This is a genomic window from Ruegeria sp. YKSD179 (genome assembly GCF_059612885.1).
The window spans coordinates 15250-27652 of sequence record NZ_JBXWRL010000005.1; the positions used below are offsets into that span (position 1 = coordinate 15250).

General features: G+C 50.6%; 10 protein-coding genes. 2 read left to right on the plus strand and 8 right to left on the minus strand.

Annotated elements, in window-relative coordinates; all coding sequences use genetic code 11:
* Positions 1–12: 12 nt before the first annotated feature.
* Positions 13–1233 (minus strand): APC family permease, encoded by a 1221-nt coding sequence (locus AC2FNE_RS04255; protein ID WP_496804840.1) that lies wholly within the window; start codon positions 1231–1233, stop codon positions 13–15.
* Between the two features lie 470 nt (positions 1234–1703).
* On the opposite strand from AC2FNE_RS04255, the gene AC2FNE_RS04260 reads away from it, so the two are divergent.
* Together AC2FNE_RS04260 and AC2FNE_RS04265 are read left to right on the plus strand one after the other, a co-directional pair.
* Positions 1704–3329 (plus strand): Na/Pi cotransporter family protein, encoded by a 1626-nt coding sequence (locus AC2FNE_RS04260; RefSeq protein ID WP_170608329.1) that lies wholly within the window; start codon positions 1704–1706, stop codon positions 3327–3329.
* 135 nt (positions 3330–3464) lie between these two features.
* Positions 3465–3872: a c-type cytochrome gene (locus tag AC2FNE_RS04265; RefSeq protein ID WP_170608327.1), complete on the plus strand. Its 408-nt coding sequence runs from the start codon at positions 3465–3467 to the stop codon at positions 3870–3872.
* A 15-nt stretch (positions 3873–3887) separates the two neighbouring features.
* Here AC2FNE_RS04265 and AC2FNE_RS04270 read toward each other — a convergent pair whose 3' ends face one another.
* From AC2FNE_RS04270 to AC2FNE_RS04300, 7 genes are all read right to left on the minus strand, one after another.
* Positions 3888–5045: a cation:proton antiporter gene (locus tag AC2FNE_RS04270; RefSeq protein ID WP_496804841.1), complete on the minus strand. Its 1158-nt coding sequence runs from the start codon at positions 5043–5045 to the stop codon at positions 3888–3890.
* A 1263-nt stretch (positions 5046–6308) separates the two neighbouring features.
* A complete protein-coding gene (locus AC2FNE_RS04275) occupies positions 6309–7304 on the minus strand; it encodes an ABC transporter ATP-binding protein (protein WP_496804842.1) in 996 nt (331 codons plus the stop codon).
* Positions 7301–8332, minus strand: a complete 1032-nt coding sequence (locus tag AC2FNE_RS04280; RefSeq protein WP_496804843.1) for a Gfo/Idh/MocA family protein — start codon at positions 8330–8332, stop codon at positions 7301–7303. Before AC2FNE_RS04280 ends, AC2FNE_RS04275 begins: the two co-directional genes overlap by 4 nt.
* Complete coding sequence (locus tag AC2FNE_RS04285; RefSeq protein WP_170608321.1) at positions 8329–9168, minus strand: carbohydrate ABC transporter permease; 840 nt, start codon at positions 9166–9168, stop codon at positions 8329–8331. Before AC2FNE_RS04285 ends, AC2FNE_RS04280 begins: the two co-directional genes overlap by 4 nt.
* An 11-nt stretch (positions 9169–9179) precedes the next feature.
* On the minus strand, positions 9180–10094 hold the full coding sequence (locus tag AC2FNE_RS04290) for a carbohydrate ABC transporter permease (protein WP_170475640.1): 915 nt from the start codon (positions 10092–10094) through the stop codon (positions 9180–9182).
* A 69-nt stretch (positions 10095–10163) separates the two neighbouring features.
* The gene (locus AC2FNE_RS04295) at positions 10164–11417 is read right to left on the minus strand and encodes an ABC transporter substrate-binding protein (protein ID WP_496804844.1); all 1254 of its coding nucleotides are present in this window, start codon (positions 11415–11417) and stop codon (positions 10164–10166) included.
* On the minus strand, positions 11414–12337 hold the full coding sequence (locus AC2FNE_RS04300) for an N-acetylmuramic acid 6-phosphate etherase (RefSeq protein ID WP_170608318.1): 924 nt from the start codon (positions 12335–12337) through the stop codon (positions 11414–11416). Before AC2FNE_RS04300 ends, AC2FNE_RS04295 begins: the two co-directional genes overlap by 4 nt.
* Positions 12338–12403: the final 66 nt, after the last annotated feature.

Here is a 12403-nt window from a genome sequence, read left to right on the forward strand (position 1 = left end):
ACCTTTTGATATTTATAGAAAACCTGCCGCGAACAGCAGTGCGCTGGTTACTACGCCAAGAATGGGTACGAACAAAGGAACTCGGAAGTGTAACCCAGCGGCATCGGGCCTCGTCTTCAGAAGGATTAGTGAAAGATTTACCAATACGAAGACACCCAGCACGATCTGAGAGGTACGTTCTGCCAGCGTAGCAATTGGAAGAGTTTGAGTCAGAAACAAGATCGTTCCGACTACTAACACTGTTGCAACAACTGGTGTCTGAGTGATTTGAGGCACCGTAGCCAGAATTTTCGGCAGATGACCCCGGTCGGCAAGGCCATATATTACTCTCGAAGCCATGATCATTTGGATCAAGACACCGTTGACAGTAGCCACGATTGCAACTGCTGCGAAGCCCTGCCTGATGGCCTCTGGCGCATTCGAAAATACCAATGCAAGAGGGGCGGAAGACGTCGACAGGAATTCTATCGGAACCACAAGCAGGACAGTCACCGATGTTCCCAAATACAGTGCAGTCGCAAGAACGAGCGTCAATAAGATGGCTTTTGGGATCGTACGCTTCGGTTCTTTCACCTCTTCTGCGACGTTGGCAATATCTTCAAACCCGACGAATGCGAAAAACGCCAAAAGCGAAGCCGCAAAGATCCCACGCCAGGTGTCTAGTCCAAGCCCAGGTATCATTTCGGAGATTGCATATCCTTGCGGTTCCTGAATGGACATGCCCCAGCCAATTACAAAAAGGAGGCCTGTAATTTCTACAATCGTTATTACTGCAGCGACGAAAACCGATTCAGTAATGCCCCAAAGAGCTATAAGCCCCATTACCAATACAACCGAAATAGTAAGAAAAGCGGTCCCAAGACCTGTTAATGCGTGAAGGTATGAAGCAGCGCCAATCGCTACGGCAGATGCAGATATGACACCGGATGCAGCGACTGAAAGACCAACGAGTACGGCCATCCAATTTCGTTGGAACCCAGCCTCGACATAGGCCGCTTCACCCGCACTCACGGGATATCGCGTTGCAAGTTCGGCGTAGGATAATGCGGTCAACGAAACAACAAGTGCTGCGATAAGAAAAGAGAAGGCTGCAAATGGGCCGGCGACATCTGCCGTCGCACCCACAAGCACATAAATGCCCGCCCCGACAGTGACACCAAGACCATATAGGGTCAGCAATGGAGTCGTCAGAGACCTTCTTAGCTTCGGTGACGATGAATCAACTGTGCCCATGGAACTTGCTCATAGCGCATTCTTTTTTGTTCATGCAGCCAAAGCATTGCCGATGAGACTGCACAAACGACGCTGATTCAATTGTATCCTGCGTTGATTTTTGCATCGGTTATTTCTCCGACCAGATTTATGTCGAGTGATACCTGTCCTACACGATACGTCAGATTAGATCTTTTGCCAGCCAAAAAGGGGTTCGCTACCTTTTCGGTCGAACCCCCTATGTGGAACTTCCACGTTTTCAAATATCCGTTCACCGTTTATTTTGCTTGGGGACAGGGTGGTAAACGAAGATCAATTTGAAACACACGCATCTCACAATACGAATGTGAAATGCGCTTTGATCTATGTCAACCAAAGCGCCCCGCCGGTTTTGCGAGGTTTAATCCAAGGCGTCGCAAGCTCTCGTTATCGGACAACAACGAAAGCGAGGTATTTGGCGGCGCCAAACTGATTGTGGTTATTTGTTTGTTATGCTTTTGGATATTTTACCAGCATTAGGCGGCATCGGCCTCTTCCTTGTCGGAATGCTGCTAATGACAGACGGGCTTAAGGCTTTGGCCGGAGCCCGTCTGCGGGACATATTAGGCAGATTTACATCGACGCCGTTTACTGGCGCAGTCACCGGCGCGGTCACCACGGCTGCGATTCAATCGTCCAGCGCAACGACAGTTGCAGCAGTCGGATTTGTTGCCTCTGGTCTGCTTACTTTTCCGCAAGCGCTAGGGATCATATTTGGGGCAAATATCGGAACGACCATGACTGGCTGGTTGGTCGCCCTGTTAGGGTTCAAATTGGACCTTGGGCAAGTCATGTTGCCCGTTGTCTTTGTCGGGGCACTGCTTGCACTTTCCTCGAAAAAGTCGATCTCCAGCTTTGGGCTGGTATTGGCTGGTTTCAGTCTGATTTTCGTTGGGATCGAGCAATTAAAGTCCGGCTTAGATGCATTTCGTGGCGTGGTGACTCCTGCCGACTTTCCCTCAGATAGCCTGCTTGGGCGACTGAAACTTGTTCTGATAGGAATCCTGATCACAGTTGTTACCCAGTCTTCCAGCGCAGGCGTGGCAACGGCCTTGGCTGCGCTTAGCGCCGGTGCAGTGAATTTTCCCCAAGCCGCGGCTCTGGTCATCGGAATGGATGTTGGAACCACATTCACCGCAGTTCTGGCCACGCTAGGCGGTGGAACGATGGCGCGACGAACTGGGTTTGCCCATGTGATTTACAACTTGATGACAGGTATAATGGCGTTTTGTCTGTTGGGACCGTTTGCTGCGGTCGTTTCAAATTGGTCAAACCCCGAGAGTTCTTTGACGGCACTCGTCGCGTTTCACACCTTCTTTAATTCTCTTGGTGTTTTGCTGATCCTGCCTTTTGCCCGACCATTTGCCAGGTTAATAGAGGCTTTGATACCTTACCGGGGTGCAGTTCTCACGAATTCTCTGGATCCTCTAATTTTGGATATGCCCGAGGCAGCAGCGGACGCGGCAAAGGTCGCTGTGGATCGTATTGTGACGGCCGCCACTGCGCATCTTCGATCGGTCATGGGCGTCATGCGATCAACCGATATCGATTATGGGCGGACCGACATCGAGACAGCTTTGTTGGAAACGCGTGCGTATTTGGACAAAATAGAATTATCCAGCAAGTCCCAGGAGCAGATATCCAGTATCAAGGGTATGTATCATATTCTCGATCACCTTGACCGGTTGCTGTATCGATGCGGCCAAGAAGAGAGGATTCGCGAGTTGCCCCGGGATCCACGGCTGAAGCGTCTCGCATTGGTAGTTGTTGCAGCGACAGATAGATACTTGGAGATTGACGATCCTGAAAAATGCGAAAACACACTGAACCGGGTGCGGCGCTTCTTGCGGCAACAACGAAAACTGCGTCGAGACTTGCTAATATCCGATGCGGCGACAAACAATTTGCCTGACGAAGTGGTCTGGTCGCGGCTTGATGCCCTTAGGTGGCTACATCGAGTTTCGTATCACCTTTGGCGTATCCGAAAGCATTTGAATTTGCTCGAGGGCAAGTCGAAAAGCGACAGCCTAGCATCGGAAAGCTCAGACGAGGCGCAATTTGATGTCGATATGGACTGATTGCACAGATGATTTGCCAACCTCATCACGTTGATTTCCTTATTTTTGGGCAGACAATATGAGCGAAGTCAAAGAACTGTCCCGGTTTTGCTGCGTAATGTAATATTGAGCAAAGTTGGGGCGGAGGAGGAAGAGATGCCAGTTTTTCGCGGGATATTGATAACACTTTTGGCTGCTGGAAGTGCCTTGGCTCAGGAAGTGAGCGTTCAGGAAGGAAATGATCTGTATCGAACCTATTGCTGGCAATGTCATGGACTTGAAGCAACTGGGGACGGGCCGATGGCGGAAATGCTGGCTATTCGCACACCCGATCTGACCAAGCTGGCGGCTCAGAACGATGGTGTTTTCCCAACAGAACTTGTAGCTCGCCAAGTAGATGGAAGATCGATGGTACTTGCTCATGGCGGTGAAATGCCGATCTTTGGCGCCGTTTTCGAAACTGATCAACAAACAGCGATAACTTTGCCGAGTGGTCAGAAAATGATGGCGGGACTGCCGCTCGCAAGTTTGCTTATGTACTTGGAAACAATACAGGCTGATTAGAAGTTGACGGGCGTTCTAATATCTTTCAGCGGCACGTCTGATTGACATCAAAGTCAGCGGAGGACCCAAAACTTCAAATACGACCGTACTTGCCAGAGTAAAGGCCATGATGGACGCGGCCCAATTTGGAAATTGTTCCCCGGCAACCAAGGCCATTCCAACAGCCACACCAGCTTGTGGCAACAGGGCAGGGCCATACCAAAAGGCTTCTCTATGTGGCAAACCGCCCAAGCGCGCTCCGCAATAGCCCCCGACAAGGCGCGCAATTGTTCTTGAGGCCAGGAACATGGCGCCGGCCCAGCCCATTAGGCCGAGGGCTTCAATGTCCAACGTCGCGCCTGCCAAAAGAAAGAACAGAATCATAAACGGCCACTGAATATGTTCAATCTCATGAAAAGGGCGGTCATGGTGACGCGCCAGATTACTGACAACTGACCCCGCAACCATTCCGGTTATCAGAAACGAAACTTCCAGCCAAAGCGCGAGGCCAGCAGAAAGAAAAACGATTCCCACAGCCTCGGCCTGCATCGGTTCACCGGGCTTTAGTCGACCAGTAAGATAGGCCGATGGAACGCCCAATGCGATTCCCAGAATAAATGCGCCTCCTAGATCCCACAGTGCATCAAGTGTTACCTCGGTCCAGCCATTAGCGTGACCAGCCAGAACCAGAACAACGCTGAAAACGATCAGTCCCCAAGCATCGTCAATTGCAACTATACCCTTGAGTGTTTCAGTGAAACCATTCGAAATTCCGGACTGTTTGATCACGTCCGTCATAGCAGCGGGCGCGGTAGCGGTTGCTATCGCGGCCAAAACCAATGCCAGCCCCGGCGCCAACCCAATTGCTGTCAAACCGATCGTTACGACTAAGAGGGTCGCTACCACGATAGAAATCGAAATCGCCAGAATAGCTCGCCCGTGCTGTATCAGGTTCTTCTTTGTCAGCGATCCGCCAAGAAGAAACGCCACCATCGTTAGCGCTACAATGGATACTTCATCAAACCACATTGCAACGTCGGTCGGGATCAATCCCAAGCCTGCATTCCCCGCGATCAAGCCAATAAACAGCAAGGTTGTAACCCGAGGAAGATGCGTGACCCTGCCGATCTGATCCGCCGCCAATCCGGCAAGAAAAAGAACACCTAGTGTTATCAGAAAACCGGAAATATTCATCCAGGACCAAGTGCGATAAGCGATATACAAAGTGCTAGTGAGAATTATTCTACATGCAACGGTGCTTGGTAGGAACCGGTGAAATATCCAGGGTCCTGTTCAAGACTGAAGGGCACAAAAAGGGTGTAGAGGTAATACCTCGGAAGATTTCAGTAAGACCTAGTAGGCAACAGTTTTTCAGGGTGCGGAGGTGAAAGTTCGCCCTTTGATAAAGTCCAATACACGCCTCTTCAGACTTTTGTTGACGCCTTCAACAAATATGACGCTCTGAGACTCCCGCCTTAAGTATGCTGACAGGACATTCCTGGTTTGTTTAAAAATTCTGAAAGAAGTTTTGTGATCTGTTTTATAGCACTGATCGCGAACGGTGCAGTATCATCAACAAAATGGTCAGATTACGCAATAACCCAGCCAAGTTCAGTGCGATACCCATTCCGAAATAATTTCCCACGATACCTCACATCCTGAGGCCGTCATTCCCAAGTCTTCGCCGCGTGAGCCCGTTGCAGTAACAACCATCTGCGCATGTTCTGTTATTTTCTTTTACGAATCGACGTGTAGGTGCACCTGCGTTTCCATTCGGGCTTCCCCTTTGTGATTTGGCTCAGCCCGATCTCGGGACGCTGTCCAAGTATTTTTTTCAGTACGTTCAAAATCGAATGCAACCCCTTCGCGATCACTGGCGTCAAAGGGCTTGGTGTGTGTTATGCGGATCAAAACTCCTTTTGCTTGTGCAATCTAAAGTAACGAATCTGAACATCCGGTCTGAGAGAGCAGATTACTTTCTATGGACCGCTGACCATCATGTGGCTGGATGTCTTCTGCCTCAACTGGAAACGCTCAAAATGTAAGGCCGATAAGCAAGCTGAAAGCACGTTTAAACATTCCTTTCTTTCATTGTTGATTGATTGTTTTGACTTGCAACGGTTTTCGCAAAAGCCGATTTCCCAGTCGGAACCAATGGAGTTTTGCGGGTGCTATCGGCATCGTCTTGCGTCGACCTCGACGGCAATTTTACACCGGAAGTTTCGCGATTTGTCCTGATCAAATATTCATCTCTTTTTCAGTATTAGTATAGAATTTACGTTTAATTTTTGTTAGTTTATGATTAAGGAAAGGCCAATTAAAATATTGAAAAAAATAATAAAAGTCACAAATGGGTGTTTTTTTGAGTTGAAGAAATTTATGCGAAAGAAGGGCTTCAGAATGCCTCGTTTGTATCCCAAATCTCAAAGTCCGATCATATCGCCCACAAAGTTGGACTCAAGCGACACGGGCACCTTTTTGGTCAAAGCTATATGTTCGGTCTGGATTATATCCGAACCGGACTGGTTGCCCCGCAGCTACTTTATGCTGACCGAATAACCGCGCGGTGATCTGGTGATCCTGCATCATAGCAACCACGTTTGTGTCGCCTCCCAAATGCTCGACATGTGTGACGCGCGCGGAAATTGGACCTTCGTCAGCCAAATACAAATCCTCAGGTCTTATTCCCGTAGTAAGCTCCGCGTTGTCGCCGATAAGGTCGGCGGGGAAGAAATTCATGGACGGAGAACCTAGAAAACCAGCGACAAACTGGTTGGCGGGGTTGTTGTAAAGCTCCATCGGGTTACCGACTTGTTCGACGCGCCCGTCTCGCAACACGACGATTTTATCAGCCAAGGTCATGGCCTCGGTCTGATCATGAGTCACATAGATCATCGATGCATCAAGTTGTTGATGAAGGTTTGCGATTTCCAACCGGGTATTCATTCGCAACGCAGCGTCCAGATTGGACAACGGCTCATCAAACAGAAACAGCTTAGGCTCGCGGACGATGGCGCGTCCGATGGCAACGCGCTGACGTTGTCCACCCGACAGCTCGGATGGATAACGGTCCAAATAGGGCTCAAGATTCAACAACTTGCTGGCTTTTGCTACACGTTCTTCGATGACCTTTTTGCTTTGACCCTCCTGTTTCAGCGCCAGCGACATATTCTTGCGCACATTCAGATGGGGGTAGAGTGCATAGCTTTGAAAAACCATTGCTATGCCACGCTTTGATGGTGGCGTAAGGTTCATAATTTCGCCGTCGATGCGAACTTCACCCGAGGTTACATCCTCAAGCCCCGCAATCACGCGCAGCAAGGTGGACTTGCCGCAACCTGAAGGTCCGACAAATACCACGAATTCTCCTTCGTCCACTTCGATATTGATGTCCTTAAGAACTTCAACGGTGCCAAAGGATTTGTTCACATTCTTCAGCGTCAGGGCGGTCATTGGTCTATCTCTTTCAGCGAAATGGGTCGGCCAGTGCGGATGCTTTCATCGGCGGCCAGACAAATGGCCAGCGATTGAACCGCGTCGTTCATGTGGCGGGTTAGGTCGATGTCTTGGGCAATAGCGTGAAGCATATAGGCCTGTTCAGCGTCGCAAAGCTCTTGGTGACCAGGTTCGTCGGGCATATCGATCTGCCGATCCCCGTCTGGACGATGAATCAAGATCCCACCGACTTTTGTGTGCCCATCGATATCTGATGACGCCCCTTTGTTGCCATCGGTGATCGAAACGGAACCATTTGGTGAAACGATATCCTTAACGAAAAATGCCGTCTCAGACATCATCGGCCCCCATCCGGCCTCGTACCAGCCGACGGAACCATCCTCAAAAACGACTTGAAACTGGCCGTAGTTGTACATTTCCGGATCGATTTCATCGCTTAGACGTAATCCCATGCCATGTACGCGCACCGGATCGGAGTCGGTAATCTGGCACATCACGTCGACGTAATGCACACCGCAATCAACGATGGGAGAGGTGGTCCGCATCAACGCTTTGTGGGTTTCCCACTCGTCGCCACTACTTTGTTGATTCAGGTTCAGGCGGAATACGTAAGGTCCGCCAAGATTTCGGGCTTCGGCGATCAATCGCATCCATGACGGGTGATGGCGCAAGATATAGCCAACGACAAGTTTACGATCCGTTTCGACGGCCTTGTCGACTACCCGCCGAGCATCGGCAACAGTGGTGGCCAGAGGTTTTTCTACGAAAACGTGCGCCCCGGCTTCCATTGCGGCACAAGCATACTCAGCATGACTATCAGAATAGGTGGCCACAATGACTAAATCTGGTTTTGTATCAAGCCCTTCTTCGAAAGATTTAAACCGTGGATATTTGAGTAGATCTGTCGGCAATTCAATGTCGGACCGATTGACCAGCCCTACAATTTCGGCGTCGGGGTGTTTGTGCAGGGCCAGAGCATGACTGCGTCCCATGTTGCCGAGACCTGCGATTAAGGCTCGGGTCATTTGACTGCTCCTGATGTTATTCCGCGGATCAGTTGGCGTGAGAAGATAACGTAAAGGACTAAAACAGGTAGGATCGCCATGCTAAGCGCCGAGAGAACCGCGTTCCAATCAGTAACGAACTGGCCGATAAAGACTTGGCTGCCGAGGGTGAGGGTCTTGGTCTCTTCCGCCGGCGCAAGGATCAGCGGGAACCAAAGGTCATTCCAAATTGGGATCATGTTGAACACGGCAACGGTGGCCATTGCAGGACGAACCAACGGCAGAACCAGTCGGAAAAAGATCGTGTATTCCGACAGGCCATCTACGCGGCCTGCATTCTTCAGATCGTCCGAGACTTGCCGCATGAATTCCGAAAGGATGAATACAGCCAGAGGCAGGCCTTGTGCGGTATACACAAGGATCAACGCCCACAGAGTGTTAACCAGGCCTGTTGCCACCATCAGTTCAAGAATTGCGACCGTGCCGATGCGGATCGGGATCATGATACCAAGGGCCAGATAAAGACCCATAAGCGTGTTGCCTTTGAACCGATATTCACTGAGCGCGAATGCGGCCATAGCACCGAATAGCAGGATGAACGCAAGCGATACCACTGTTACAATCAGCGAGTTTTGAAAGTAGAGGAAAAAGTCACCCTGCTTCATCACAGTTTGATAACCAATCATCGAAAAGCTTTCGGCGTCCGGCAGGGCCAACGGCTCTCGAAAGATAGCCCGACGCGATTTGAAGCTATTGATAATGATCACAAAAACAGGGAACAGCGCGATTAGAGTATACAGAATTAAGGCGCTGTGCATGGCAACGTTGTTCAGCGGGTTTGAGCGTGCTTTATTCATTTTTCAGACCCTTACAACTGATACCGGCGCATCCGGGTCTGTATGCCGAACAGGTAGATGCAGACACCAACAAGGATGATCGCGAACATAGCCCCGGCAATGGCCGATCCCATGTGAGGATCCCCTAGCTGGAGCTGAAATCCGAAAAATGTCCGATACATGAAAGTTCCCAGAATATCGGTTGAGAAGTCTGGCCCCGCAAGCGCGCCCTGTGAGACGTAAATCAAGTCGAACGCATTGAAGTTACCCACGAAAGTTAAAATCGAGATTATACCTATTGACGGGAGAATCAGCGGTAGTTTTATTTTCCAGAATGCGGATGCTCCGGTAATACCGTCGATCTCGCCGGCCTCTAAGATTTCTTCAGGGATCGAAAGCAATGCGGCGTATATCAGCATCATCGGAATGCCGACGAATTGCCATACCGATACCAGTGCAAGCGTTGTCAGGGCATATTCTTCTTTGCCAAGCCATGGGGCGAAAAGTGATTTCAGCCCGATTGCATCCAGCATCGATGGAGCGATGCCCCAAAGGGGCGACAAGATAAGTTTCCAAGCGAAACCGACAATCACAAAACTTAGAATGGTCGGGATGAAAATTGCCGATCTGTATAACGCAGCAAAGCGCAATCTGGGGTGAGACAACAGCGCTGCAAGTGCGACCCCAATTGGGTTCTGAACGAGCATATGGATCAAGAAGAACCAGAAATTGTTGCCTAGTGCGTTCCAGAATTGTTCGGACCAAAGCGGATCGAAAAACAGAGTTCGGAAGTTCTGAAAGCCGACGTAAACACGGCTTTGATCTACCTCTGTAAACAGCGCAAGGCGTAACGTGTTGAACAAAGGAAAGATCATCACCGCGGTGTAAACCAGCACGGCAGGTGCAAGGAAAACGGCGATATGCCATCTAGTGCGGCGCGTCTGCATGAGGAACTCCGGGAGAGGGGTCCGGACGCGAAACCAAGTGCCGCGTCCGGTAGGTTCAGTTGTCAGGCTTTACTGATGCGGTGCATACCAGCTAGCCAGTCCATCCTGCAGGCGTTGACCAGCGTCGGTAGGCGTCTCTGCGCCTCTTATGACGTTGGCGGATGCGTTCCATGTCTCAAGCTCGAGATTTGGCTCGCCGCGTGATAGAATTTGATAAGTGGATCGAATGGTTGTTTCGCAATCGCCGCGCCAACTTACGAATTCCTTTGCAAGCGGATCTTCCAGCTCTACCGTTTCATTGGACAGAGGGAAGAAACCTGGCAAAGCGTTACCAAAAATTTTCGCGAATTCAGGAGAAGCGACCCAAGCCAAAAACGTCCTGGCGGCTTCGGCGTTTTCTGCGGCTGCGTTCATGCCTATGCCGATATCCGTATGGTCTGAAATATAGCATGTGTCGCCAGCGTTCTGGACCGGGGGCTTGAAAGCGCCCATTTCGAAATCAGCCTGCGTGTTGAAGCCGGATATTTCCCAACTGCCCGCCGGGTAGATGGCAGCACGGCCGAGAGTGAACAGGTTCTGGCTGTCAGGATAAGTTTGTGCCTCGAAACCATCGCCGAGATAGTCCTTCCATTTTGCCAGCGTCGCATATGGCTCAACCCATTGTGGATCAGTCAGCTTCTGAGTTCCTTCGATCAACGCCAAACGTCCTTCCTCACCATTCCAATAGTTTGGGCCGATATTGTTGTATCCCATGGTTGCCGCCTCCCATTGGTCATTTGTGCCCATGGCCATCGGGATATAAGTGCCGTCCTCCTTAATTTTCTCTAGCGCTGCAAAGAACTCGGCTTCGGTTGTTGGCTCTTCAATTCCCAACTCGTTGAAGGCATCCTTGTTGTAAATGAAACCATGAATCACCGATGCCATAGGAACGCAAAATGTGGCAGATCCGTCATCGGTTTGCCAAGCTGCCTTTGCCACGTCTGAAAAATTCGACATCGCTGACAGGTCTGACAGATCGGACAAATGCCCTCCTTCATACAAGCCGAGCGATCGGTCAAATGGGCGGCAAGTAATGATGTCTCCGGCAGAGCCGGCCTCTAGCTTGGCATTCAGAGCGGCATCGTATTCTGTGGGTGCAAACGGCGAAAACACCAACTTTATTCCGGGATTTTCAGCCTCGAATGCCGGAATGATCTTTTCTTGCCACAAGGCAAGGTCATCGTTTCGCCAGCTTTCAATCGTTAGCGTAGCTTCCTGAGCATAGGCGGCACTTGCAACAAGTGCAGTGCTCATCATGGCAAGGCTTAGAATTTTGCGTTTCATTTGTTTACTCCCAGGTTGGTTGTTTCGTTGGCTTTGGTCAGTCGCTCAAATGCGGGGCGCAGGTGGCCGCCGGATTCGTCTAACAACTTTTGCGTGATTTTTACTGAATCGGCACCGGCGGCCAAAAGGATAGCGTTTTTGAGATTGCCGTCAGCCGCCATAAGTGCGGAATTGGCGCTGTCTGGCGTCACGCCAGTCAGTTGGCACACAATCCCGTTTGCTCGATCGCGTAGCTTGTCATTGTCTGCGCGCAGGTTGATCATCATGCCGTCTTGAATATGACCAAGTTCCACGGCCATCAGGGTGGACAGCATGTTCAAGGCAATCTTCTGCGCGGTTCCCGCGCCCATGCGCGTCGAACCCGAGATCAACTCGGGTGGGGTGGAAAGTAAAATGGCGTGATCCGCCATTCGCAGCAATGGCGTGTCCGGATTGTTAGCAATGCCAATTATTGTCGCGCCAGCTGTACGAGCAATTTTTGCCGCCTCAATAGTATAAGGCGTGGTGCCGCTGGCCGAAACCATGATCACAGTGTCGGCATTTGAAAGGTTCTTCAGTTCTTGGCTAAGCGAGTCGGCGGCATCCTCGACGTCGCCAGGCATTTCCGGACTTGTCGGCAGACCGCCGGCCATATGGATCCGAATTTGTTTTGACGGGATGGAAAATGTCCCACCAAGTTCCAGCGCGTCTGACGCCGCCATTTGCCCGGACGAGCCGGCGGCCAGGTACCGTAGAATTCCACCTGAGCGGATAGTTTTTGCCATTGCTCTCGCGCCATTGCAAATTGGCCCCAAGGATTCCAGGGGCGATCGCGCGGCTTCTGCTTGGCTATTGGCGAGGAGTTCAGCGACCTCGATCAGTGGTCGAGTGTCCAAACCTTTTGCGTGCTGGTGCAGTTGCTCTGTCACTGGCTTGGTCACGTGATTCCCCCTTTGGCTTCGTACATCATACCTTTTAGATACCATTAGTCTACCATTTTGTTTATT

Excerpts from the sequence above, each read along its gene's own strand:
- AC2FNE_RS04285 (WP_170608321.1), bottom strand. The coding sequence starts at position 9,168 with ATGAATAAAGCACGCTCAAACCCGCTGAACAACGTTGCCATGCACAGC.
- AC2FNE_RS04270 (WP_496804841.1), bottom strand. The coding sequence starts at position 5,045 with ATGAATATTTCCGGTTTTCTGATAACACTAGGTGTTCTTTTTCTTGCC.
- AC2FNE_RS04260 (WP_170608329.1), top strand. The coding sequence starts at position 1,704 with ATGCTTTTGGATATTTTACCAGCATTAGGCGGCATCGGCCTCTTCCTT.
- AC2FNE_RS04255 (WP_496804840.1), bottom strand. The coding sequence starts at position 1,233 with ATGGGCACAGTTGATTCATCGTCACCGAAGCTAAGAAGGTCTCTGACG.
- AC2FNE_RS04290 (WP_170475640.1), bottom strand. The coding sequence starts at position 10,094 with ATGCAGACGCGCCGCACTAGATGGCATATCGCCGTTTTCCTTGCACCT.
- AC2FNE_RS04275 (WP_496804842.1), bottom strand. The coding sequence starts at position 7,304 with ATGACCGCCCTGACGCTGAAGAATGTGAACAAATCCTTTGGCACCGTT.
- AC2FNE_RS04280 (WP_496804843.1), bottom strand. The coding sequence starts at position 8,332 with ATGACCCGAGCCTTAATCGCAGGTCTCGGCAACATGGGACGCAGTCAT.
- AC2FNE_RS04265 (WP_170608327.1), top strand. The coding sequence starts at position 3,465 with ATGCCAGTTTTTCGCGGGATATTGATAACACTTTTGGCTGCTGGAAGT.
- AC2FNE_RS04295 (WP_496804844.1), bottom strand. The coding sequence starts at position 11,417 with ATGAAACGCAAAATTCTAAGCCTTGCCATGATGAGCACTGCACTTGTT.